At 63.8% G+C, this 23469-nt stretch carries 26 protein-coding genes; 12 read left to right on the forward strand and 14 right to left on the reverse strand.

The window, feature by feature from the left end; genetic code table 11:
- Nucleotides 1–57 precede the first annotated feature (57 nt).
- On the forward strand, nucleotides 58–1491 hold the full coding sequence (locus NY023_RS16840; protein WP_013973104.1) for a PLP-dependent aminotransferase family protein: 1434 nt from the start codon (nucleotides 58–60) through the stop codon (nucleotides 1489–1491).
- On the opposite strand, the gene NY023_RS16845 is transcribed toward NY023_RS16840, so the two are convergent.
- Both NY023_RS16845 and NY023_RS16850 read right to left on the reverse strand, forming a co-directional pair.
- Nucleotides 1484–2680, reverse strand: coding sequence for a cyanate transporter (locus NY023_RS16845; protein ID WP_013973105.1), 1197 nt, complete (start codon nucleotides 2678–2680; stop codon nucleotides 1484–1486). The genes NY023_RS16840 and NY023_RS16845 overlap by 8 nt on opposite strands.
- Nucleotides 2677–3135: a nucleoside deaminase gene (locus NY023_RS16850; RefSeq protein ID WP_013973106.1), complete on the reverse strand. Its 459-nt coding sequence runs from the start codon at nucleotides 3133–3135 to the stop codon at nucleotides 2677–2679. Before NY023_RS16850 ends, NY023_RS16845 begins: the two co-directional genes overlap by 4 nt.
- A 197-nt stretch (nucleotides 3136–3332) precedes the next feature.
- Here NY023_RS16850 and NY023_RS16855 point away from each other — a divergent pair, with 197 nt between their 5' ends.
- A complete protein-coding gene (locus NY023_RS16855) occupies nucleotides 3333–3770 on the forward strand; it encodes a carboxymuconolactone decarboxylase family protein (protein WP_013973107.1) in 438 nt (145 codons plus the stop codon).
- 68 nt (nucleotides 3771–3838) lie between these two features.
- On the opposite strand, the gene NY023_RS16860 is transcribed toward NY023_RS16855, so the two are convergent.
- The gene (locus NY023_RS16860; protein ID WP_003259468.1) at nucleotides 3839–4849 is read right to left on the reverse strand and encodes an AraC family transcriptional regulator; all 1011 of its coding nucleotides are present in this window, start codon (nucleotides 4847–4849) and stop codon (nucleotides 3839–3841) included.
- A gap of 168 nt (nucleotides 4850–5017) precedes the next feature.
- Between NY023_RS16860 and NY023_RS16865 the strand changes: the two genes are divergently transcribed.
- The 3 genes from NY023_RS16865 to NY023_RS16875 are packed head-to-tail and all read left to right on the forward strand — an operon-like array spanning nucleotide 5018 to nucleotide 7658.
- Entirely contained in the window at nucleotides 5018–6202 is a 1185-nt protein-coding gene (locus NY023_RS16865) for an acetyl-CoA C-acyltransferase family protein (RefSeq protein ID WP_013973108.1), read from the forward strand.
- 13 nt (nucleotides 6203–6215) lie between these two features.
- The gene (locus tag NY023_RS16870) at nucleotides 6216–7064 is read left to right on the forward strand and encodes a 3-hydroxybutyryl-CoA dehydrogenase (RefSeq protein ID WP_013973109.1); all 849 of its coding nucleotides are present in this window, start codon (nucleotides 6216–6218) and stop codon (nucleotides 7062–7064) included.
- Nucleotides 7065–7076: 12 nt separating this feature from the next.
- Nucleotides 7077–7658 carry a TetR/AcrR family transcriptional regulator gene (locus NY023_RS16875; RefSeq protein WP_013973110.1) on the forward strand — a complete coding sequence of 194 codons (582 nt, stop codon included), beginning with the start codon at nucleotides 7077–7079 and terminating at the stop codon, nucleotides 7656–7658.
- 110 nt (nucleotides 7659–7768) lie between these two features.
- Here the strand turns inward: NY023_RS16875 and NY023_RS16880 are convergent, their stop codons facing one another.
- Genes NY023_RS16880 through NY023_RS16900 form a run of 5 tightly spaced genes read right to left on the reverse strand, consistent with a single transcriptional unit; the run spans nucleotide 7769 to nucleotide 14268 of the window.
- Nucleotides 7769–8146, reverse strand: coding sequence for a response regulator (locus tag NY023_RS16880; RefSeq protein ID WP_003256176.1), 378 nt, complete (start codon nucleotides 8144–8146; stop codon nucleotides 7769–7771).
- A gap of 44 nt (nucleotides 8147–8190) precedes the next feature.
- A complete protein-coding gene (locus NY023_RS16885; protein WP_013973111.1) occupies nucleotides 8191–9417 on the reverse strand; it encodes a hybrid sensor histidine kinase/response regulator in 1227 nt (408 codons plus the stop codon).
- A complete protein-coding gene (locus NY023_RS16890) occupies nucleotides 9411–9986 on the reverse strand; it encodes a chemotaxis protein CheB (protein WP_013973112.1) in 576 nt (191 codons plus the stop codon). Before NY023_RS16890 ends, NY023_RS16885 begins: the two co-directional genes overlap by 7 nt.
- A complete protein-coding gene (locus NY023_RS16895) occupies nucleotides 9983–10804 on the reverse strand; it encodes a CheR family methyltransferase (RefSeq protein ID WP_003259474.1) in 822 nt (273 codons plus the stop codon). Before NY023_RS16895 ends, NY023_RS16890 begins: the two co-directional genes overlap by 4 nt.
- Nucleotides 10801–14268, reverse strand: a complete 3468-nt coding sequence (locus NY023_RS16900) for a response regulator (RefSeq protein ID WP_024087339.1) — start codon at nucleotides 14266–14268, stop codon at nucleotides 10801–10803. Before NY023_RS16900 ends, NY023_RS16895 begins: the two co-directional genes overlap by 4 nt.
- A 246-nt stretch (nucleotides 14269–14514) precedes the next feature.
- On the opposite strand from NY023_RS16900, the gene NY023_RS16905 reads away from it, so the two are divergent.
- Nucleotides 14515–14865 (forward strand): response regulator, encoded by a 351-nt coding sequence (locus tag NY023_RS16905; protein ID WP_013973114.1) that lies wholly within the window; start codon nucleotides 14515–14517, stop codon nucleotides 14863–14865.
- A gap of 121 nt (nucleotides 14866–14986) precedes the next feature.
- On the opposite strand, the gene cobF is transcribed toward NY023_RS16905, so the two are convergent.
- A complete protein-coding gene (cobF, locus tag NY023_RS16910) occupies nucleotides 14987–15736 on the reverse strand; it encodes a precorrin-6A synthase (deacetylating) (protein ID WP_013973115.1) in 750 nt (249 codons plus the stop codon).
- A 67-nt stretch (nucleotides 15737–15803) separates the two neighbouring features.
- Entirely contained in the window at nucleotides 15804–17093 is a 1290-nt protein-coding gene (locus NY023_RS16915) for an OprD family porin (RefSeq protein WP_024087340.1), read from the reverse strand.
- Nucleotides 17094–17454: 361 nt separating this feature from the next.
- Between NY023_RS16915 and NY023_RS16920 the strand changes: the two genes are divergently transcribed.
- The 3 genes from NY023_RS16920 to NY023_RS16930 all read left to right on the forward strand — a co-directional run bounded on the left by NY023_RS16920 (nucleotide 17455) and on the right by NY023_RS16930 (nucleotide 18907).
- Complete coding sequence (locus NY023_RS16920; protein WP_015270810.1) at nucleotides 17455–17814, forward strand: histone-like nucleoid-structuring protein, MvaT/MvaU family; 360 nt, start codon at nucleotides 17455–17457, stop codon at nucleotides 17812–17814.
- A gap of 225 nt (nucleotides 17815–18039) precedes the next feature.
- A complete protein-coding gene (gene gloA, locus NY023_RS16925; RefSeq protein ID WP_013973118.1) occupies nucleotides 18040–18567 on the forward strand; it encodes a lactoylglutathione lyase in 528 nt (175 codons plus the stop codon).
- Nucleotides 18568–18664: 97 nt separating this feature from the next.
- Nucleotides 18665–18907 (forward strand): hypothetical protein, encoded by a 243-nt coding sequence (locus tag NY023_RS16930; RefSeq protein ID WP_013973119.1) that lies wholly within the window; start codon nucleotides 18665–18667, stop codon nucleotides 18905–18907.
- 127 nt (nucleotides 18908–19034) lie between these two features.
- Here NY023_RS16930 and NY023_RS16935 read toward each other — a convergent pair whose 3' ends face one another.
- Nucleotides 19035–19856, reverse strand: coding sequence for a shikimate 5-dehydrogenase (locus NY023_RS16935; protein WP_024087341.1), 822 nt, complete (start codon nucleotides 19854–19856; stop codon nucleotides 19035–19037).
- Between the two features lie 162 nt (nucleotides 19857–20018).
- Between NY023_RS16935 and NY023_RS16940 the strand changes: the two genes are divergently transcribed.
- Nucleotides 20019–20363 (forward strand): hypothetical protein, encoded by a 345-nt coding sequence (locus NY023_RS16940; RefSeq protein WP_013973121.1) that lies wholly within the window; start codon nucleotides 20019–20021, stop codon nucleotides 20361–20363.
- Nucleotides 20364–20457: 94 nt separating this feature from the next.
- Complete coding sequence (locus tag NY023_RS16945; protein ID WP_003259487.1) at nucleotides 20458–20640, forward strand: hypothetical protein; 183 nt, start codon at nucleotides 20458–20460, stop codon at nucleotides 20638–20640.
- Nucleotides 20641–20713: 73 nt separating this feature from the next.
- On the opposite strand, the gene NY023_RS16950 is transcribed toward NY023_RS16945, so the two are convergent.
- Together NY023_RS16950 and NY023_RS16955 are read right to left on the reverse strand one after the other, a co-directional pair.
- Nucleotides 20714–21199, reverse strand: a complete 486-nt coding sequence (locus tag NY023_RS16950) for a glycoside hydrolase family protein (RefSeq protein WP_023662614.1) — start codon at nucleotides 21197–21199, stop codon at nucleotides 20714–20716.
- A gap of 64 nt (nucleotides 21200–21263) precedes the next feature.
- Nucleotides 21264–21629 carry a hypothetical protein gene (locus tag NY023_RS16955; RefSeq protein WP_013973123.1) on the reverse strand — a complete coding sequence of 122 codons (366 nt, stop codon included), beginning with the start codon at nucleotides 21627–21629 and terminating at the stop codon, nucleotides 21264–21266.
- Between the two features lie 162 nt (nucleotides 21630–21791).
- On the opposite strand from NY023_RS16955, the gene NY023_RS16960 reads away from it, so the two are divergent.
- Nucleotides 21792–22616, forward strand: coding sequence for a helix-turn-helix transcriptional regulator (locus NY023_RS16960; protein ID WP_013973124.1), 825 nt, complete (start codon nucleotides 21792–21794; stop codon nucleotides 22614–22616).
- Nucleotides 22617–22918: 302 nt separating this feature from the next.
- Here the strand turns inward: NY023_RS16960 and NY023_RS16965 are convergent, their stop codons facing one another.
- The gene (locus tag NY023_RS16965; RefSeq protein WP_023662493.1) at nucleotides 22919–23242 is read right to left on the reverse strand and encodes a DUF1654 domain-containing protein; all 324 of its coding nucleotides are present in this window, start codon (nucleotides 23240–23242) and stop codon (nucleotides 22919–22921) included.
- Between the last annotated feature and the right edge of the window lie 227 nt (nucleotides 23243–23469).

Here is a 23469-nt window from a genome sequence, read left to right on the forward strand (position 1 = left end):
CATGCCCTTCCCCGACCAATCCGCTATCCTGAGCACTTCCCCGCTCCGGACCGCTCCATGGAACTGCACATTCGCCTGGAAGGCCGCAAAGGCCTGGCCGACCAGCTTTACCAGCAACTGCGCGCCGGCATCGACAGCGGCCACCTGGCCGCCGGCACCCAACTGCCGCCAAGCCGCCTGCTGGCAGAGCAGCTGGGCGTGTCGCGCAAGACCGTGGCCGAGGCCTATTCCCGGCTGACCTACGACAACCTACTGAGCGGCGTGGTCGGCCGGGGCACCTTCGTCACCCCGCGCCAGCCGCTGCGCAGCAGCGAATCGACCGCGATTCCCCTGGCTGGTGCCGCGTCGCTCGAGCGCTGGCAGCAGCGCGCCACCGTGCTGAGCCGACGCCAGCTGGAGGCTCCGTCGCGTTACGACTTCATCGGCGGGGCCTCGAGCAAGGCGCAGTTCCCGTTCGACCAGTGGCGCAGTTGCCTGAACTATGCCCTGCGCCGCAGCCAGCGCCATCCCGAGCGGCAGTTCCCTGCCCAGGGCCTGCCGGAGCTGCGCGAGGCCATTGCCCATCATGTCGCCTATGCCCGCGGCGTGCACTGCAGCGCCGCTGACCTGCTGGTGTGCAACGGCGCCCAGCAGGCACTGGACCTGATCGCACGGGTACTGGTCGAGCCGGGTTGCCAGGTAGCCATGGAAGACCCGGGCTACCCGCCAGCGCGGCAACTGTTCCTGGCCCTCGGCGCGCGCCTGCAATCGGTACCGGTGGACGATGAAGGCCTGTGCGTGGAGCAGATCGCCGACGGCACCCGGCTGATCTACGTGACGCCCTCGCACCAGTTCCCGCTGGGCATGCCGATGAGCGAGCCACGCCGGCACGCCCTGCTGGCACGGGCCGCCGAGCTGGGTGCGTTGATCATCGAAGACGACTACGACTGCGAGTTCCGCTACCACGGCCCAGCCGCCGACGCTCTGCAGCGCCTCGACCGCCATGGCCTGGTGGCCTATGTGGGGACCTTTTCCAAGACCTTGCTGCCCGAGTTGCGCCTGGGCTACGCCGTACTGCCGCCCGACGTGCTGAAGGCCGCCTGCGTGGCCAAGCACCTCAGCGACTGGCACAGCCCGACCCTGTTGCAGTGGGCACTGGCGCGCTTTCTCGGCGAAGGCCACCTGAACAAGCACATCCGCCGTTGCCACGAGGTCTACAGCGCCCGTCGCGAACGCATCCTCGCACGGCTGGGCGGCGACCTGGCACCGTGGTTCAGCGCCATCCCCGCCAGCGCCGGGTTCCACCTCAGCGCCCTGGCCAAACCTGGGGTCGATGTCGAGCTGCTGGCCAACCTCACACGCAAGGTGGAGGTCGGCCTGTATTCGCTCGCGCCGTTCTTCAGCGAAGCGCCAGTGCGCCCGGGGCTGTTGCTGGGCTTCGGCGCCATCGAGCTGCTGGACATCGACCCGGCGCTGGACCGGGTGCGCGACACCCTGCAGCGCCTCAGTTGACCGGCGCGGCCTTGCCCGCCACTAACGGGCGAGCAATCGCCGCGGCATAACCGCGAGGGTTGAACCACGTGGTAACCAGCAGCATCGCTACCACGGTCACGGTCAGTAGCGTCCAGGAGGCCTGGAAATCACCGCTCATGTCGCGCAACCAGCCGGTGACGTAAGGCACCATGCCGGTGATGATGAAGCCGATGCCCTGCACGAACGCCGCCAGGCTGCCAGCCTCGGCAGGCGTCTTCAGGTGCTCCAGAGTAAGCGTCAGGCTCTGGCTGAAGCAGGCGCCCAGGCCGAAACCGATCATCGCCACCCACAGCCCCGAGGCCAGCGTGGGTGCCAGCAGCAGGCCGAGGAAACCCACCAGCTGGATCGCCAAGGCTAGCCACAGGCCCGGGCGCCGGTCTGCCCAGCGCCGCAGCAACAGCGGCAGGCCCAGTGCGCCGGCCACCTGGAAGATGGTCATCAGGCCAACCAGGTCGGCACCGCCCTGGGCGCTGCCACCATGCTCGATGTGATAGGCCGGCAACCAGGCCACCATGCTGGTGTAGCCACCGTTGATCAAGCCAAAGTACAGCGCCAGCAACCAGGCCCGACGCGTACCGAACCAATGACCGCCGGCGGCACCGGCCAGTTTCGCCGCCTCCTGGCGCGGCCGCAGCACGGCCCAGGCCAGCACCGCCAGCACGGCCGGGATCGCCCACACGCCCAGGCCGACCTGCCAGTGGCCGAAGTAGCCACTGATGTGTGGCCCGAGCACGGCGGCCAGGCCGCCGCCGCTCATCAGCGCAGCCGAATACAGGCCCATCGCCCCTGCCAGGCGGCCGGGAAACCAGCGGTTGACCAGCCCCGGCATCATGCCCTGCACTACCGCCACCCCCAGGCCGGCGACCACCGCACTGGCAATCAGCGCCCAGGCGCTGCCCAGTTGCAGGCGCCACAGGCAGGCCAGGGCGATGGCAGACAGGCCAGCAAGCATGCCGCCATGTTCGCTGATCCAGCGCCGCAACCAGGGTTGCAGCAAGGGCACCAGGCCCATGCACAGCACCGGCAACGCCGTCAGCAAGGCCGCCTGCTGGTAACCCAGGCCAGTACTTGCGCGCATGGGTTCGAGCAACGGGCCGATGCTGGTCAGGATCGGCCGCAGGTTCAGTGCCAGCAGGATGACCAGCAGCAGGTTCAATGCCGCTCTCATTGTGCGTTGGCCTGTTTCCACTCAAGGTAAAGACCGGCTTCGCCGCTGGGCTTCAGGGCGCGCAGCGGCAGGCTCTGTTGCTGGGGCGGGCGAGCCATCTGCGCGTATACCGCCGCGGTGGACAAGCCGTAGGGTTCGCCCTCGGCGTTGTCGTAGGCAAACCAGGCCCGCTCGATACCGCACAGGTGCATGGCCGCCAGGCACATCGGGCACGGGTGGCCGCTGGCGTAGATTTCGGCGCCGTCCAGGCGTGCCTGGCCCAGGGCGTGGCTGGCCTTGCGGATGGCCTGCATCTCGGCGTGGGCGGTCGGGTCCTGGGTGCTGTGGATCTCGTTGATCGCACGCGCCAGCACCTGCCCCTGGTACACCAGCACGGCGCCGAAGGGCCGGCCACCAGCCTGAATGTTGGCGCGGGCCAGGTCGAGCGCTTCGCGCATGTAGCGTTCTTCGGACATGAATCGGTTCCCCTGTTGCAAGACCTGATCATTATCCGGGCTTCGGCGGCCTGGCAGAAATGAAGAGATTGGATGCCTGTCAGTGGCCTCCCAAATGGCCGATTGGCCTCCCGCTTATGCGCGTGATTGGCTATCGGGGAGGCCAACGTGCGGCGCTACAGTAGCGCCATCCCCACCCCACACCTTTGGAGACAGCCATGCACAACCGTATCGAATGGGCCAAGCACGCCCCCGAGGCCTACAAAGCCATGGTCGGCCTGGAGCAGGCCTTGGCCAAGAGTGGCCTGGAGAATTCCCTGCTGGAACTGGTGCGCCTGCGGGCTTCGCAGATCAACGGCTGCGCCTACTGCGTCAACCTGCACGCCAACGATGCGCGCAAAGCCGGTGAGACCGAGGCACGCCTGCAGACCTTGTGCGTCTGGCAGGAAACCGCCTACTTCACCCCGCGCGAACGTGCTGCGCTGGCCTGGGTGGAGAGCCTGACCAGGCTGCCCGAGCACGGCGCGCCGCAGCGCGAATATGAAGCCTTGCAGGAACACTTCGAGCCGGCCGAGGTGGCCAACCTGACACTGGCAATTGCCGCCATCAATGCCTGGAACCGCTTCGGGGTCGGGTTTGCCATGGTGCCGGCCTGATCACTCTTGACTTCCTGTGCCGGCCTCTTCGCGGGTGAACCCGCGAAGAGGCCGGCACAGGCAACATCTCAACGCCCGGCCAACCGCGCCCGGTAGCTGCCAGGGCTCTGCCCGGTCCACTTCTTGAACGCCCGGTGAAACGCACTGGGCTCCTGGAACCCGGTCTGCTCGGCAATCTCGGCAATGCTCAACTCCCCTTCGCGCAACCGCTCGAAGGCCATTGCCCGGCGCACCTCATCCTTGATCTGCTGGTACGAACGCCCTTCCCGCTCCAGCTGCCGACGGAAAGTACTGGCACTGACCCCCTGCTGCTGCGCCAGCGCCGCCAGCGTCGGCCACTGCCCATAACGCCGCGCCCGCAGGTGCCGGTACACTTCGGCCACCAGCCCGTTCTGGTTGCGAAAGCGAATCACCAGCCCCTGTGGCGCACTGCGCAGGAAGGTTTTCAGGGCCGCCAGGTCCTGCACCACCGGCAGGCGCAGGTAGGCGCTGTCGAACTCCACCTCGGTGCGCCCGCTGCCCAGGCGCAGGTCCGGCCCCCACAGCAGCAGGTCGTCTTCCTGGGCCGGGCGCGACACCGCCAGCTCGGTGCGGTCGATGGCGATCCGCCGCCCGGCCAGCCAGCACAGCATGCCGATCATCAGCACCAGGTAGGTTTCCTCGGCATACACCCGGGTCAGCGGGTCGGCGATGCTCGACTGCACGCTGATCAGCGCCCGCCCGCCACGCACCGTCAGGCTGCCGCGCAGATCGCGCAGGAACAGGCCAAAACCGCCCATGCACTGGCGCAAGGCCTTCTCCAGGTTCGGCTCCAGGATCAGGCCCCGGCAGATCAGGGCGAAACTGCCCGGCGGCATGCCGTGGCTGTCGAGGCGGAAGAACTCATCGTCCAGGCGCTGGATCAGCGCCAGCCACAGCTGGGCGAAGGCCTTGGCCGGTACACGCGCCTGGGGCTGCTCGAGCAGTTGTGGGTCGATGCCCACCGCACGCAGCTGCGCATCGCGTTCGGCGGGGCAGTCGCGCAGGGCATGGAGCATGGCATTGAGGAAGTACACGGCGACCGAATCGCTATCGCGCATGGCGGTTTTCGCTGTCTATGCTGAGTGGCAAAAAGTGCCAGGTTGTCTGAACAGTTCCGGCATAGGCTGCAACAGAGCCTTTGCCTAGACTCGGTCCCACTCCGGGATCGTCGGCCATTCTCGCAGAGCCTGGCCCGGTCCCGCCATGCCTTCGCAATCGGAGCCCCTATGAGCAGCGCAGAAATCTACGTCGTCAGTGCCGTCCGTTCAGCCATTGGTGGTTTTGGCGGTTCCCTCAAGGACCTGCCGCTGGCCGACCTGGCCAGCGCCATCACCCGCGCCGCCATCGAGCGCTCGGGCGTGGCCGCCGAGCAAGTCGGCCACCTGGTGATGGGCACGGTGATCCCCACCGAACCGCGTGACGCCTACCTGGCCCGCGTAGCGGCAATGAACGCCGGCATCCCCAAGGAAACCCCGGCATTCAACGTCAACCGCCTGTGCGGCTCGGGCCTGCAGGCCATCGTCTCGGCAGCCCAATGCCTGCTGCTCGGCGACACCGACGTGGCCGTGGCGGCCGGTGCCGAATCCATGAGCCGTGGCCCGTACCTGCTGCCGCAGGCACGCTGGGGCGCTCGCATGGGTGACCTGCAAGGCATCGACTACACCGTCGGCGTGCTGCAGGACCCGTTCGAACACTTCCATATGGGCATCACCGCCGAGAACGTTGCGGCCAAGCACGGCATTACCCGCGAAATGCAGGATGAACTGGCCCTGACCAGCCAGCGCCGCGCTGCCCGCGCCATTGCCGAAGGCCGCTTCGCCAGCCAGATCGTTCCGCTGGAACTGAAAACCCGCAAGGGCAGCGTGCAGTTCAGCACCGACGAGCATGTGCGTGGCGAGGTGACCGCCGAGCAACTGGCAGGGATGAAGGCGGTGTTCAAGAAAGACGGTACCGTTACCGCCGGCAACGCCAGTGGCATCAACGACGGCGCTGGCGGCCTGGTACTGGCCACTGGTGATGCGGTGCGCCGCCTGGGCCTGAAGCCCCTGGCCCGCCTGGTGGGCTATGCCCATGCCGGCGTCGAGCCTGAACTGATGGGCCTTGGCCCGATCCCGGCCACCCGCAAGGTGCTGGAGAAGACCGGCCTGAGTGTGCAGGACCTGGACGTGATCGAGTCCAACGAAGCCTTCGCTGCCCAGGCCTGCGCCGTGGCTCGCGAACTGGGCTTCGACCCGGAAAAGGTCAACCCCAACGGTTCGGGCATTTCCCTGGGTCACCCGGTGGGCGCCACCGGCGCGATCATCGCCACCAAGGCCATCCATGAGCTGCAGCGCATCCAGGGCCGCTATGCCCTGGCCACCATGTGCATCGGTGGTGGCCAAGGCATCGCCTTGGTCTTCGAGCGCGTCTGACGGAGCCTGACACATGAGCATTGAACAGATTGCCGTGATCGGCGCAGGCACCATGGGCAACGGCATTGCCCAGGTGTGCGCGGTAGCCGGCTACCAGGTGCTGCTGGTGGACGTGTCCGACGCTGCGCTGGAGCGCGGCGTGGCCACCTTGAGCAAGAACCTCGAGCGCCAGGTCGCCAAGGGTACCCTCGACGCCGACAAGGCGGCAGCTGCCCGCACCCGCATTCGCACCAGCACCGACTACACCCAGCTCAGCAGCGCGCAAATGGTGATCGAAGCCGCCACCGAGAACCTGCAGCTCAAGCAGCGCATCCTGCAGCAGGTGGCCGCCAACGTCGCCGCCGACTGCCTGATCGCCACCAACACCTCGTCGCTGTCGGTCACCCAGCTGGCGGCCAGCATCGAGCACCCCGAACGCTTCATCGGCGTGCATTTCTTCAACCCGGTGCCGATGATGGCGCTGGTCGAGATCATTCGCGGCCTGCAGACCAGCGACAGCACCTACGCCCAAGCGCTGGTGGTGACCGAAAAGGTCGGCAAGACCCCGATCACCGCCGGCAACCGCCCTGGGTTCGTGGTCAACCGCATCCTGGTGCCGATGATCAACGAAGCGATCTTCGTGCGCCAGGAAGGCCTGGCCAGTGCCGAGGACATCGACACCGGCATGCGTCTGGGCTGCAACCAGCCGATCGGCCCGCTGGCCCTGGCCGACCTGATCGGCCTGGACACCCTGCTGGCGATCATGGAGGCCTTCCATGAAGGCTTCAACGACAGCAAGTACCGCCCTGCCCCGTTGCTCAAGGAAATGGTCGCGGCCGGTTGGCTGGGGCGCAAGAGCGGCCGCGGTTTCTTCACCTACTGAGGAGCGAACGCCATGCCCCCGGTCAATGCCGCGATGCGCTGTGCCAACTTTGAAGAGCGACGTGACCGGGCCATGGCGCTGTTTGCCGAAAAGGGCTTCGGCCAGGTCAGCATGCGCGAGCTGGCGGCCCATGTGGGGCTTACCGCAGGCTCGCTGTATCACCACTTCCCCAGCAAGCAGGACCTGCTGTACGACCTGATCGAGGAGTTGTACGAGGAATTGCAGGCCACCCTGGACCAGGGGCGCCGGGCCATGGCGCGCGGGGCGTCGGCGCTGAGCTGCCTGATTGCCGCGCACTGGCAGCTGCATGCCGAGCGGCCCATGCAGTTTCGCCTGGCGGAGCGCGACTTCTGTTGCCTGAGCGACGACCAGCAGGCGCGCCTGGCCTTGCTGCGCAAGCGCTATGAGGCGGGGTTGCTGAGGTTGATCGCACCGCAGGCGAAGTTGCAGGGGGAGGCCCTGGTGGCCACGGCGCATGTGGTGGCGACACTGCTGAACCAGTTGCCGGGGCTGTTGAAGGCCTTGCCCGAAGAACAGGGGCTGGGGTTGATGGAAAGCATGCTGGTGGGTGGGCTGGAGCGGACCCTGCGCTAGCCTGCTCCGGCCCTTTCGCGGGTAAACCCGCTCCCACAGGAACTGTGCAAGTCTTAAGGTTTGCACAGTTCCTGTGGGAGCGGGTTTACCCGCGAGAGGGCCAGTGCAGGCTAGCGCAGGAGCGACTGGATCTGCTCGTGCAAGGTATCCAGGTCGAACGGCTTGGCCAGGATCGGTGCCTTGCGGGTGATCGGGCTGCCGGACTCGAGAATCTCCGCCGGGTAGCCGCTGATGAAGATCACCTTCAGGTCCGGCCGCAACTTCACTGCCGGCTCGGCAATGTCCACCCCGGAAATCCCGCCCGGCAAGCGGAAGTCCGTCACCATCAGGTCGAGGTGCGGCTTGCTCGCCAGGATCGCGAACGCCTGCTCGCCATCCTCGGCCACCAGCACGTGGTAGCCCTCGCCTGCCAGGTAATCACGCAGGATCATGCGAATCGCCGGTTCGTCCTCGACCACCAGTACTACATCTTGTGCATCTTCACTCATGTCAACGCCTTGAAATACTTACAGCTGGCCATCAGACCCCAGGCTCACGCAGAGGTTGCCCTTGCCTGGTCGTTTTGTTGTTCGCAGGTTGCCAGTGGCAATTGCAAGGTGAAGGTGGCGCCTTTGCCCTCTTCACTCTCCACCAATATGCGCCCGCCATGGGCCTGGACGATCTGCTCCGATATGTACAGCCCCAGGCCCAACCCACCCGTGACCTGCTGGGTGGCGACCCGCTCGAACTGCTGGAAGATGCGCTGCTGGTTGGCAACGCAGATGCCGATGCCATGGTCCTGCACCTGCACGCAGGCCAGGCCGTCCTGCTCGAATACCCGCACCTGCACCGGTTTGCGCTCACCATAACGCAAGGCATTGGACAACAGGTTGGCCAGCACCTGCTCGATGCGAAACTCGTCCCACTCGCCCAGCAGCGGCTCGCAGCGTTGCAACTCGATATGGGTGTCCAGTGCGCTGGCCTGGGCAGCAAAGTTCTCCACCAGGCCGCGCACCAGTTGGCCCAGGTCGAACGCCTTGGGCCGCAGCGACAGTTTGCCGGTGCGGATGCGCGATACATCAAGCATATCTTCGACCAGGCGGATCAGGCTGTTGATCTGCCGCTCGTCGCGCTCGACCATGGCCTGCAGCTTGTCGACGCTGAAGGCGGCAAGGTTGCCGCGTGCCAGGTGCAGCTTGCGCAGCTGGGTTTCCAGAATCAGGCCATTGAGCGGGGTGCGCACCTCATGGGACACGATCGACATGAAGTCATCGCGCATGCGCACGGCATGCTCCAGTTCACCCCGCGCCGTCTGCAGCTGGGCCAGCAGCAGTTCCTGCTCCTGGCGGCTGCGTTCCAGGGCCTGCAATTGGCGGTCGAGCACCTTGCGCTGGCGGTACAGGTCGACGAACACCGACACCTTGCTCTTCACCGCCAGAGTGTCGAGCGGCTTGTGCAGAAAGTCCACCGCACCGCTTTCATAGCCTTTGAACGCGTAGTTCATCTCGCGCCCGGCGGCAGTGACGAACACGATGGGGATGTTGCGGGTCTTTTCCGTGCCGCGCATCAGCTCGGCCAGCTCGAAACCGTTCATGCCCGGCATCTGCACGTCGAGGATGGCCAGGGCGAACTCGTGCTCGAGCAACAGTGACAACGCTGCCTCGGCCGACTGGGCCTGGTGCACCTCGCGGTCTTGGCCCTGGAGCAGGGCGTCGAGGGCCAGCAGGTTTTCTGGCAGGTCGTCGACGATCAGCAGTTTGGCGATGGTGTGGCTTAGCATGCGCTAGGTTCCAGGGCGGCGAGCAATCGCTCGATGCCACTCAGAGAAAGAATATGGTCGGGCTGGTGCAGGGCCAGTGCGGCCTCCGGCATCAGCGCCACCTGTGCGTCGCAAGGGTCCTGGACCACGGTCCGGCCCCCATTGCGCTTGATATAGGCAAGGCCTTCTGCGCCATCCTCGTTGGCCCCGGTGAGCAACATGCCCAGCAGGCCGGCACCATAGGCATCGGCCGCCGACATGAACAGGTAGTCGATCGCCGGCCGGGAAAAATGCACCGGCGGCTCCTGGCTCAGCGACAGGGTCAGGTCACGCTCCACCGACAGGTGATAACCCGGCCCGGCCACGTAGATCTGCCCGGGGCGCAGCGGCTGTTTGTCACAGGCCTCGCACACTGGCCGCCGCAGGCGACGTTGCAGCACCTCGGCCAGCTGGCTGTGGCGGTCATCCGGCAGGTGCAGCACGCAAATTACCGGAATGGCGAAGCCGGCCGGCAACGCGCCCAGCACACTGAATAGCGCTGTAACGCCGCCGGCCGAGGCGCCGATCACCATCGCGCGTACGCCTTTCATGACTTGCGGTAGATCCGTTCGGGCTTGACCAGCGGCTCGAAGCGCTCGCTGTAGGCGGAGAAATCCACCGATTCCTTGCTGCCCAGCACCAGGAAGCCGCGGTGGCACAGGGACTCGTGGAACAGGCCCAGGGCGCGGTCCTGCAGTTCCTTGTTGAAGTAGATGAGCACGTTGCGGCACGACACCAGCTGGGTTTCGGAAAACACGCTGTCGGTGGCCAGGCTGTGGTCGGCGAAAGTCACGTTGTCCCGCAGGGTGCTGTCCATGATGGCGTTGCCGTAGGCGGCCGTGTAGTACTCGGCAAAGTCCCGTCGGCCACCGGCGATGCGATAGTTTTCGGCGTACTCGCGCATGCTCTGCATCGAGTAGATACCCTGCTTGGCCTTGTCCAGCGAATGCGGGTTGATGTCGGTGGCATAGATGATGGTGCGCTCCAGCAGGCCCTCCTCGCGTAGCAGGATGGCCATCGAATACACCTCCTCGCCCGTGCTGCAGCCGGCAATCCACACCTTGATCGACGGCCAGGTGCGCAGCAGCGGCACCACTTCGTTGCGCAGCGCCAGGTAGTGCCCCGGGTCGCGGAACATCTCGCTGACCGGGATCGTCAGGTACTGCAGCAACTGCATGAACATGCCTGGGTCGTGCAGCACGCGCTCCTGCAGCGCCGACACCGTCAGGCAGTCGAACTGGCGCAGCGCATGCAGGATCCGGCGCTTGATCGACGCGCCGGAATAGTTGCGGAAATCGTAGCTGTACTTGAGGTAGATGGCCTCGATCAGCAAGCGGATTTCGATATCGGTGTTACGTTCGCTAGTCAAATTCGCTCCAGTTGCGGCAGCCACACACGGATCAGCGAGAACAAGCGGTCCAGGTCGATCGGTTTGGCCAGGTAGTCGTTGGCGCCGGCCTGCAGGCAACGCTGCTGGTCATCCTTCATCGCCTTGGCGGTCACGGCAATGATCGGCAGCTTGCGCCAGCGTGGTTGCTGGCGGATCAGCCGGGTGGCCTCGAAGCCGTCCATTTCCGGCATCATCACATCCATCAACACCAGGTCGATGTCGTCATGCTGCTCCAGGCGCTCGATGGCCTCGCGGCCGTTGCGGCCGATTTCGACGATCGCGCCCTTGTGCTCCAGCGCGCTGGTCAGGGCAAAGATGTTGCGCACGTCGTCGTCCACCAGCAGCACCTTGCGGCCTTCGAAAACCTTGTCGCGGCTGCGCGCGGTCTTGAGCATGCGCTGGCGTTCGTTGGACAGCTGCGACTCGACCTTGTGCAGGAACAGCGTCACTTCGTCGAGCAGGCGCTCCGGCGAGCGTGCGCCCTTGATGATGATCGAGCGCGAATACTTGAGCAGGTCGGCTTCTTCTTCGCGGGTAAGATTGCGCCCGGTATACACGATCACCGGCGGGAAGGCACGGATGTCTTCGGCGGTCATGCGCTTGAGCAACTCGTTGCCGAGCATGTCTGGCAGCTTGAGGTCAATGATCATGCAGTCGTAGATATTCTCGCGCAGCAACGCCAGGGCATCCTGGGCCATGGCCACGGCGGTGATCTCGACATCGTCGTCGCCGATCAGACGGGCAATGCTCTCGCGCTGCAGGTCGTCGTCTTCCACCAGCAGGATGTGCTTGAGCTTCTGGGTCAGCTTGGCCTCCAGCCGGGCGAAAACTTCCTTGAGTTGTTCACGGCTGGTGGGCTTGACCGCGTAGCCGACGGCACCCATGTGCATGGCGGCCTCGACGCGGTCCTCAACGGAAATGATATGCACCGGGATGTGCCGGGTGCTCGCTTGCTCCTTCAGGCGTTGCAGCACGGTCAGGCCGGAATGGTCGGGCAGGCGCATGTCCAGCAGGATGGCATCGGGGATGTACTGCACGGCCAGTTCGAAGCCCTCGTCGGCGCCCTGCGCCACCAGGCAGCTGTAACCCAGCTCGTGGGCCAGGTCGAAGAGGATGCGGGCGAAGTTCGGTTCGTCTTCGATCACCAGGATGCAGCGGTTGCCGAACGGCGCGCGCTCACGGTCATCGGCAAACACTGGTGTCGGGCGTTTCGGTGCCGCCACCACTGGTGCCTGCGGCGCGGGTGGCAGGCTATCGACCGCAGGGCGCAGGCTGAGCGGCTCGATATCCTGCGCCACGCGCTCATAGCGCTCCGGCAGGATCAGGCTGAATACACTGCCCTGGCCGGGGCTGCTGTCGACGCTGATCTGCCCACCCAGCAGGTGCGCCAGGTCGCGGGAAATCGACAGGCCCAGGCCGGTGCCGCCATAACGGCGGTTGCTGGTGCCATCCACCTGGTGGAATGCGCCGAAGATCGCCTGCTGCTGGTCGGCGGCGATGCCGATGCCGGTATCGCGCACGGCAAAGACGATGCCGGTGCCAGGCTGGTAACCGATGTTCAGGCTGACCTGGCCGCGCTCGGTGAACTTGATGGCGTTGGACAGCAGGTTCTTGAGAATCTGCTCCAGGCGCTGGCGGTCGGTGAACAGCGTGGCCGGCACCTGCGCCTCGGTGGTCACCTCGAAGGCGAGGCCCTTGTGCCCGGCCAACGGCTCGAACATGCTGCGCAGGCCTTCGACCAGGCGCTCCACCTGAGTGGTTTCAGGGCGCACTTCCAGCTTGCCGGCTTCCACCTTGGCGATGTCGAGAATGTCATTGATCAGGTTGAGCAGGTCGTTGCCGGCCGAATAGATGGATTCGGCGAACTTGACCTGCTCGTCGCTGAGGTTGCCCTCGCCGTTTTCCGCCAGCAGCTTGGCCAGGATCAGCGAGCTGTTCAGCGGCGTGCGCAACTCGTGGGACATGTTGGCGAGGAATTCGGACTTGTACTTGCTCGAACGCTGCAGTTCCTCGGCACGCGCCTGCAGCTCGTCCTGGGCCTGGAGCAGTTCGTCGTTCTTGCGGTCCAGCGCCTCGGTGCGCTCCGACAGCTGCTCGTTGGTCTGCTCAAGCTCCGCCTGCTGGGTTTCCAGGTGGGCCTGGGACTCCTTGAGCACGCGGGATTGCTCTTCGAGCTCTTCGTTGGCGGTTTTAAGTTCTTCCTGCTGCACTTGCAGCTCTTCGTTCAGTTGCTGGGTTTCGGCCAGCACCTCCTGCAGGCGCTGCCGGTAACGGGCGCTTTCGATGGAAATACCGACGTTGCCACGGACCCGCTGCAGCATCTCTTCGTCACGCTCCTGCAACGGCCGCAGGAAGCCCAGCTCCAGCACGCCGTTGATCTGCCCGTCGTCGCTGGAGGGCATCAGCATGGCACTGCGCGGCAGGCCCCTGCCAAGGCCGGAGCTGAGTTGGAAATAGTCTTCAGGCAAGTCGTCCAGGCGCAGCAGCCTCGCTTCGCGCACGGCCTGGGCCAGCAGCCCCTCGTGGTCACCCAGTACCTGCTCGCGCGCCTGCTCCTCGGCATCCAGGCCATAGCTGGCAACACGCACCAGGCGGCCATGTTCGTCACGCACGTACAACGCGCCTACCACGCTGCCCAGGTAGCTGGCGAAGAAACGCAGGATGTTGTCACCGAGCATGGGCAGGGTCAGCTGGCCGAGCACCTGTTCGGACAGTTGCGTCTGCCCGTTGCGCAGCCAGGCCTGATGCTCCAGGCGCTCGGCGGCGCGCTGCTGGGCCTGGAAGTTTTCGTCATAGGTAGCGGACAGCGCCAGCAGGTCGCGCCGCCCGAGGTAGGCCAGCAAGGCGCTGAGGCCGACGATGAACAGCACGAAGGACGACATGACCGTGACGGTCACACTGTTGACCCGCTCGTTGCGCGCCATGCGCAATTGTTGTTCGCTGCCGATGAGGTTGTCGAACTCCTTGCGGATCTCATCGGTCAGGCGCTTGCCGCGGCCGTTGCCGATCAAGGCGCGGTAATCACCCTGGCTGCGGCGCAAGTTGATCATCTCGCTGCCGAAGGTGTTCCACGCTTGCTGCAGGGCGATCAGCCGGTCGATGCGTTCGACCTGTTGCGGGTTGTCCTCGACCATGCCGCGCAGGCTCTGCAGGCTGCCGAAAATGCGCGGCTTGGCCACCTCGTAGGGGTCGAGGAAACGCTCATCGCCGGTGATCAGGAAGCCACGCATGCCGGTTTCCATGTCGATCGACAGTTTGACCGCTTCGTTGGCATTGCCGATCACCCGGTCGGTGTGCTCGACCCACTGCAAGGCCGAAAGCAGGTAGTTGATCACCGCAACGAAGGCCACGGCCCCCAGCAGGCCAACCCCCAGGGGTAGGCCGACGTTGCGGCTCAACAGCTTGCGGAAGCTTCGCTGGTCCATCGAGGCTGCTTGAATCATGTGAAAACGCCCGAGCTAAAAGTCCATTGAAAAGTGTGGCGGATCTGTCTTTGTCATTATCTGCCACTGCGCCGTCCTGTTAAGCGAGTCTAACCAGCTTTGCCGGGTCTGGCAGGGCATTTAGCCAGTATTTGAAGGCAGCGTGCGCCAAACGTTCCATCTGATTGCAGTGCCCGGTATCCTCGGGAACTTCTGCTGCCATCTGGAGCACAGATTAAAGACATTCATTAGCACAGGATCCGAACCATGCACCTTCTGGTAGTCGAAGACGACGACATCGTACGCATGCTGATGGTCGAAGTGCTCGACGAACTGGGCTACAGGGTCATCGAGGCGGACAATGCCGGCGCGGCGCTGCGCATTATCGAGGACCCGGGCCAGGAGTTGGCGCTGATGCTGACCGACGTGGGGTTGCCAGACATGGGTGGCGAAGAGCTGGCCGGCAAGGCGCGCGAGCTGCGGCCGCTGTTGCCGGTGCTGTTCGCCAGTGGCTATGCCGAGAACGTCAATGTACCGGAGGGCATGCACCTGATCGGCAAGCCGTTCAGCATCGACCAGTTGCGCGACAAGGTACAGGCCATTCTGGGTAACCCTTGAAATCGGTGCCGCCTGGTTCGCGGGCTTGCCCGCTCCCACAGGGTCAGCACAAGTTTGAGTGCAGTGGAATACCTGTGGCAGCGGGCTAGCCCGCGAAGAGGCCGGCACAGGCTGTAGCTGACTACAGTTCCCTGCGCAACAGGTAGCTATCCATGATCCACCCCTTGCGCGCCCGCTCCCGCTCACGCACCTCCAGTATCTGTGCCTTCACCGTTTGCAACGGCCCGGCAATCAGCACCTCATCCGCAGTCCCCAGGTACGCGCCCCAGTAAATCATCAACGCCGGATCATCGAGCCGGGCAAACGCGCACTGCCCGTCGAGCATCACCAGCACATTGTCGATCTGCCCCTGCCCGGCCAGGCGCCGCCCTGGCAATACGGTCAACGGCTCACCGATGCGGTTGAGCGGCACCTGATGGCGCGCTGCCAACGCCTGCACGCTGCTGATGCCCGGAATGACCTGCAGGCGCAGCGCCACACCACGCTCGCGGACCAGGCCAAGGATGCGCAGGGTGCTGTCGTACAGCGTCGGCTCGCCCCACAGCAGGAAGGCGCCGGTTTCCCCAATGCCTATCTCCTGTTCGATCAATTGGGCATACAGCGCCGCACGCTGCCGGTGCCAGTCCTGCACCGCGCCCAGGTAGTCATCGGCCTGGCCATCGCGTGCAGGGTCGGCCACCTGCACCAGGCGGTAGCCGCCCTCGGGCCGGTAGCGTTGGAGGATGGCCTTGCGCAGGCGCAGCAGTTCGTCCTTGTCGCCGCCTTTGTCGAGCACGAAGAACACACTGGCCTGGCGCAGTGCATCGACCGCCTCGTAGGTGACCTGGCGCGGGTCACCGGGGCCGATGCCGATCAACAACAGGTCTTTCATTGCCCTGCCCTTTGCGGAAACCAGCAGCCATTGTCAGGTGGCTGCCGGTATTTGGCAAAGCGCCCCGTCAGAAGATGGAGAAGTTGTAGCTGACGATGACCCGTGTCTCGTCCATGTCACGCGCCCATTTTTCATAATTGCTGCGGTAAGTTGAATTACGCAGACGCACGCTTACGTCCTTGAACGTGCCACCTTGCACCTGGTACTTGAACTCGGTGTCGCGTTCCCACTCTTTGCCTTCGGCCGTACTGCCCGGCACCTTGATATTGTCACCGTTGATGTAACGGGTGAAGAAGGTCAGGCCAGGCACGCCCAGGGCCTTGAAGTCATAGTCATAACGCACCTGCCAGGAACGCTCCTGGGCCGCGGCGAAGTCGTTGACCTGGGCATAGTTGACCAGGTAAGGGTTGGTGCCATCCAGGTATGGCATGGCACTGTCGCCATACATGCGCTGCCAACCGGCACTGAGCTTGTGGCCACCCAGGCTGTAGCCGAGCATGCCGCTGAACGCGCGATGGTCGATTTCGCCGGCGCGGGCATTGCCGATGTCATCACTCTTGATCAAGCGCAGGTCTGCCGACAGGCTGCCCACCGCCAATGGCTGGCTGGCCACCAGGCCGAGGAAGTGCTGGCGGTAGATGTTCTCCAGCTTGGCCACCTGGTACTGGGCGCTGAAGCGTTCGTTGAAACGGTAATCGACACCAGCCAGGTCGAAGTGATCAGCCTCGATACCGCAGGCATAGCGCTTGTTCTTGCAATGCACGCGAATGTCCTGGCGGTCGGTGGAATCCCGTGCGGTGTACTTGTCCAGGCGGGCCAGGGTGAACTTCAGGTCGCGCACTTCTTCGGAAGTGAGCATGGCGCCATGGAACATGGTCGGCAGCAGGCGGCCATCGTTGTACTTGAGCAACGGTACATCCGGCATCATCGAACCGTACTTGAGCACGGTACTGGAAACCTTGACCTTGGCCGCCAGGCCCATCTTCGCGTACTGGTCGGCCGAGTGGCGCGGGTCGTGACCGGAAGACGGCAACAGGCCGCTGTTACTGTCCGCCGGGCTGGAGTCAAGTTTGAAGCCGAACATGCCCAGCGCATCCACGCCAAAACCTACCGGCCCCTGCGTGTAACCCGACTGCACATTGAGGATGAAACCTTGTGCCCATTCTTCGCGTTTGGACGCACCCTGGCTGGAACTGCTGTGGCCGTCACGAAAATCCCGGTTGAAATAGACATTGCGTGCTTCGACCTTTGCACTGCTGTCTTCAAGAAAACCGGCGGCCTGGGCATTGACGCCGGCACACAACAGGAACAAGCCGGCAACACGACGCCCGGGGGCGAGGGGGAAAGGGGCAAACATGGGAGAAAACATCCGGAATCAAGGCGAGTAAACAACCTGTGGCACGTGTTGGCCACGGTACTGCGAGGGGGCCGAACAATAGCCGGCCATCATCTGAAATGATCGCGCGAAGCCTCTGGCACGGGCCATTGGACCATGGTCTAAGCGCGCCACAAGACAACCGCGGAAAAACCGGACAATACCGCACGCAAAACTAGGAAAGTTCCCTGCTTACTTACAAAAAGTTTGCAGTTTACCCAGTACCCATGAATGACTACACTCGATATCAGCGAACAGCGGAACCCACCCGCGTGGCCGGCGTTTTTATTCTTCTTCAATGTTCGTCACGCCCTGCCACGACCGACGTACAGGAGTGATTACAGTGTCCAGACTTGCAGAGTTTCGTGCTGCCGAAAAAGCGCTCCAGGAACAGATGGCGCAACTGGAAGCGTTGAAAAAGGATGCCGGCCTCAAACGCGAAATCGAATTCGAGCAGAAACTAGTCGGCCTGATGAAAAGCTACGACAAGAGCCTGCGCGATATCATCGCCATCCTCGACCCGAAGGCAGTGGCCCGGGTTTCCAGTGCAGCACCCAAGCAACAGCGCCGCGCGCGCGTGGTGAAGGTTTACACCAACCCGCATACCGGCGAGCGAATCGAGACCAAAGGCGGCAACCACCGTGGGCTCAAGGCCTGGAAAGAACAATACGGCGCCGCCACGGTAGAAAGCTGGGTACGCTGATGAAACGTCCACACGCACTTCACACTTTTTTCACAAGGGCTGGCTCAGTATCGAGACAGCTAAAGGACTAGCGACCCCATCACGCGCCCGCACATGCGGGCCTCTAATTCCAGCGCCCTGCCTTGTGCAGGGCGCTTTCATTTGCGCAATCGGCACACTGCCGTATCATGGTCAGCCTGTCTGTTTTGCCGGTGCCCTGCGCCCGGCCCCGTCTCAGGAGTTCCCATGAGCCTGCACGATCTGCAAACCCTGCCTGGCGTCACCGCCCAACCGGACGCCGCCACCGCCCAGTTCGTCTTCAACCACACCATGCTGCGGGTAAAGGACATCGAAAAGTCCCTGGACTTCTACACCCGCGTGCTGGGTTTCCGCCTGGTAGACAAGCGCGACTTCCCCGAAGCTGCCTTCAGCCTGTACTTCCTGGCCTTGGTCGACCCGGCGCAGATCCCGGCCGATGACAACGAACGCCACCAGTGGATGAAGTCTATTCCGGGCGTGCTGGAACTGACCCACAACCACGGCACCGAAAACGATGCCGAGTTCGCCTACCACAACGGCAACACCGACCCGCGCGGCTTTGGCCACATCTGCGTCTCGGTACCGGACGTACGCGAAGCCTGCGCACGCTTCGAGGCACTGGGTGTACCGTTCCAGAAACGCCTGCAGGACGGGCGCATGAACCACCTGGCCTTCGTCAAGGACCCGGACGGTTACTGGGTCGAAGTCATCCAGCCGACCGAGCTCAAAGGCTGAGCACTCATCGCTGCTCGCTCGTCGGGCCGGGAACTCCCGGCCCTTTGCTGTGGTATATGAAGGTAACTGCTTCACATGCCACAGCGAGGTAAGGACGATGCAATCTCTTCACTGTGAATATCGCAAGCACACCATCACCGCCAGCGTGATGCCCCACCCCGATTCCCCCCTGCCCTACGCCGCCGGGTGCCTGATTACCGACCCCGACGGGCACACCAGCAGGCGCATGTCGATGCCGATGAAGTTCTTCTCCGACCTCGAGAACGCACAGCATGTGTCGCTGGCCCATGGCCGGGCGCTGGTCGACCAGCAGTTGGATGAAGGGCACAAGGTGTTCTGACCTTGTCAATGCTTGTGCCGGCCTCTTCGCGGGTAAACCCGCTCCCACAGGGGTAGCGCCGTTGCTACATGCGTGCGCTATCCCTGTGGGAGCGGGTTTACCCGCGAAAGGGCCGGCACAGGAATAATCAGATATCCCGGGCGTACGCCACCGCCGCCTCCACCTGCGCCAGGGTGGGTCGCACCCCGGTGTAAAGCACGAACTGCTCCAGCGCCTGCAGCGCAATCACCTCCAGCCCGGTGATCACCGGCTTATCCAACGCCCGCGCTCGTCGGATCAACGGAGTGCTCTCCGGCATCGCCACAACATCGAACACCCGCGCCGCCGCGGCGATGGCATTCTCGGAAAACGCCAGCTCCTCGGCCTCGGGCCCGCCCGCCATGCCGATCGGCGTCACGTTCACCAGCATGGGTGGGCACAGGTCGCCCAGCTCCGCCACCCAGCGATAACCACACACATCCGCCAGCTGCCGCCCCGCCTGCTCGTTGCGCGCAACGATGATGCCTTCGGCGAACCCGGCATCGCGCAAGGCACTGGCTACCGCCTTGGCCATGCCGCCACTGCCGCGCAGGGCAAACGCCGTGGACGGGTCGACCTGGTGCTGCGCCAGCAACTGACGCACGGCCAGGTAATCGGTGTTGTAGGCCTTCAGGTGGCCATTGGTATTGACCAGGGTATTGACCGACTCGATGGCCGCAGCCGATGGGTCGATCTCGTCGACCAGGGCCATGCAGGCCTCCTTGTACGGCATCGATACCCCGCAACCGCGGATACCCAAAGCGCGAATGCCCGCCACCGCCGCCGGCAGGTCATCGGTGCGCATGGCCTTGTAGTAGAAGTCCAGGCCCAGCTGCTGGTAAAGGTGGTTGTGGAACCGTACACCGAAGGTGCCGGGGCGGCCGGCCAGGGAGATGCACAGCACGGTGTCTCTGCTTGGAGTTGCCGACATAACCTGCTCCTTTGTCATAACTGAATCGTTTGTTCAGCGTAACAGAGGTAACCGCTGGTCGTCCCTTACACAACCTTTACCGTTCCCCCGTGCTCAGCTGACGAAGAGTGGAGTCATAGTAATAGGACCCCACACTTGGGGTGTCCTTGCGAGGGTTTCTTCATGAACCGTCACATTCCCGGAATCGCCCTGCTGGTCGGTGCCCTGACCATCAGCGCGCCCGCTGTCGCCCACGGCGGCCATGGCCATGGCGGTTGGTATGGCCCCGGCCCGCTGCTGGGTGCGGCCGTGGTTGGCGCCGTGGTCGGGGCGACGGTTTATGGCGGGCGTGACCGTACCGTGTACGTCGAGCGCCAACCGGTCTACTACGGGCCGCCCCCGGTGTACATGCAACCACCGCCACCGCCGGTGTACTACCAGCCGTACTACGTGCCAGCACCACCGCCTCCGGGCTACCGCACCTACTACGGTCCGCCACCGGTGTATTACGGCCCGCCGCGCTGGTAAATGTTGATAGAACCAATGACCACTATCGAGGAAGTTAATTTCAAACCGCCCCGGCTGCTGCGTAAGGTAGGGCCATGTTTTACAGGAGGTCCACATGGCCACTATCCAGATCATGTCCGTTGTTGGCAGTGCCGTCCCCGCTTCGCTGCGTGAGCAGGGCCTGCTCGCATGCTGGTACCTGGTGCGCAACGGCGAAGCCGTAAGCGGCCCGATGCCGACCCGCGCCTCGGCCCAGGCCCTGGTCGAACAGTTGCAACCAGGCACCATGGTCGCCTGACCCGTATTTGTTGTGCGTTGCTCCCTACGCCCTTCTGGCCCGCCTACCTGGCGGGTCTTTTTTTGCCTGGGCGTTACGCCTGCACCTCCCCGCCGCAGGCAATGAACATTGCCAACAACGCGGCCAACTGGTGCTCACGCTGACCGTAGCCCGCGCCAGGCAAGCTGGCCCAGATAGGCGCGGCCTTGGCGATCGCCTGGGCAATACGGCCAGCCTTGATCAGTGCCAAGGCACCGCGTTCGCTCAGCAACTTGATTGCCGCGAGGTCCTGGGCCTCAGGGGTAAAGCGGCCGTTGAAGCCATAGGTGCTCACGATGGCATCCCAGGTACCGGCCAGAATCTGGTACCGCCCAGCCGCAGAACTGTGGATGCCGTAGCTGGGCAACCACACCTTCTGCTTCGGGTGCCCGCTGTAGTCATTGAACAATTGGCCGCCGACCAGGACGTTGTAGCCATCGTCGCTGGCAGCGATGGTCGAGGTACCTTCGGACCAGGCCAGCATGTCCAGGAACGCGAGCACGTTCGCACCGCCGACAGCGGCAGAATCCAATCGAGCCATGTTGTCTCCATGTAGAAGAAGCCCATACGCATGGGCGTGAACAGAATTTGTCTTGCGGGCCGCCTCACTCACCCTGCTTCCCGCGCAGGCGGGCGACGCCCTCGCCCTGGACGGTGACCTGCCGGGGTGGATGGCCACCTCGACTGGTCAGCGCTTCGATCTTGCCTTCCAGGCGCCCTACAGTGATCACCAGTTCATTGCGTTCCTTGGCAAACTGATCGGCCCTGGCCTGCGCTTCCCTTCGGGCATCACGCTCGATATCGAGCAACTCGTTCAGGCGCCGGACCACGCCAATATCAGCGTTGTCCATGGCACGGTCAGCCGCATCCCTGGACAGCCACTTGCGCAGCCAGAGGAATGCGCCCAGCAACACGGTGCCTGTTCCGCCCAGCCAGGTGATGGTGCCTGGGCCGAGGTCAGTCGGATCCATGAAAACCTCATAACGAATGGTGATGTCGTAAGCCTGGAGAACAGCTTCTCGGTGGCTTTCCTTGCTTGCATGATAAATTTAGCCTACAGCTAATTTCATGACAAGGAAAATTTAGCTATAAGCATATTTAGCAGCAAGCTAAACACTGGCATGCTTCGCTCCATGGACATCTACGAAATTCGCAAGCACAACCTGGTCAAGCTGATCGGCAGCCAGAGAAAGGGATCCTGCGCGGAGCGCTGGGGGATGGCGCCCGCGCACCTGAGCCAGATCCTTTCGGACAAGACAGCGAAAAACCTGGGCGATGACGTGGCCCGCCGAATCGAGGGCATCGAAGGCTTGCCGCGGGGGTGGTTCGACGCGATGGCAGTGGGCGACCAGACGCAGTCGCCGGCCGAGGCGGGTGACAGCAAGCTTTCCGCAGCCGACCTGGTCAAGCAGATGCTTGCCAGAAGCGGCAGAGGCATCCCCGAAGAAACCCGGCAAAGGCTGCTGGCCGCCGCCGAGGAGCCGGCAGATTCGACACTGGTGGCCGCTGAACCTGCTCGGCCAGGCCTGGTGGGCGACGAAGTGTGGATTGCCCACTACGACGTCCGCGCAGCCATGGGTGGCGGGCAGATCCCCCACGACTACCCCGAGATGTTCAAGGATGTTCGCGTCAGCCCAAGCCACCTGCGCGAGCTGGGCGTGGAGTTCAGCGAGCACCACCACCTGAAGATGGTGACCGGTTGGGGCCAGTCGATGGAGCCGACCATCAAGCACCGCGACCCGCTGATCGTGGACGTCAGCATTCGCGAGTTCGTCGGTGACGGAATCTACTTCTTCTCCTGGGGCGACCACATCTATATCAAGCGATTGCAGATTGCCGACGAAGAGCATTTCGAGATGATTTCCGACAACTCGCGGCACAAGGACCGCATGATTCGCCGGGAAGAGACCTACATCCAGGCCAGGGTGCTGCTGGTGTGGAATGCACACCTTGTGTAAGGCGAAGCCCACCACCCCGGCGTAATGCTGTCCCTTCGCAGGCAAGCCCGCTCCCACAGCCAAGCGGTACGCGTACCCTGTGGGAGCGGCTTTAGCCGCGAAGAATCCAACGCGGTGCATGGCACCGGCTTCGCCGGTGTTCGCGGCTAAAGCCGCTCCCACAGAGCCCCTGCTAATTTAATGAGTTATGCGCGGTTCTATGGGAGCGGGCTTGCCCGCGAAGGGCTGCAAGGCAGCCCCATCGATGCCACATCAGACTTGAGTGAACAGCATTACGCTACCCCGCAGGCTCTTTCTGACCTTCAGAAAGGTGCCGCCTCCTCGGCCTGCTGCTCGCTGTCCTGCTCGACGATAAAGTCGTCGCGCTCCTCCACGCTGCTGCGCTCCCAGCGCACCGTCACGCTCTCGTCGTCGTTGAAGGTCAGTTCCAACTCGGGCGTCTCGGCCAGCAGGCCCATCACCTCCTCCCACTCGGCATCACCGTCGGTATCCAGGCGATGCACCGTCACCCAGCGCTGCGTCTGCGCGAGCGGGTGGTTGATCATCGCTGATACCCGCAAGCTCAGACGCTCCATTCCGGTTATTTCCTGGCGCTGATGGGGCGTCGACTTCATGTGCTTAGACATACTCATATCCTGACGGCTGTATATTCGTACAGTATTCAAGGAAAGCTTATCTCACCGCCAAATCAAGCGTAAAGCCCCGCTGCGGAAAATTTTCGCCAACAGGTAATTTGTCGCCCGGCGAAATAATTTTAGCCATAAGCTATTGACGATGATTTAGCGCAGAGCTAAATTCCACTCCAGCAGCCGCCACCGTGCTGCTGCGGCACCAACCGACATTTCCATTCAGG

The organism is Pseudomonas sp. NBB (genome assembly GCF_032701105.1).
Classification (GTDB): domain Bacteria; phylum Pseudomonadota; class Gammaproteobacteria; order Pseudomonadales; family Pseudomonadaceae; genus Aquipseudomonas; species Aquipseudomonas asiatica.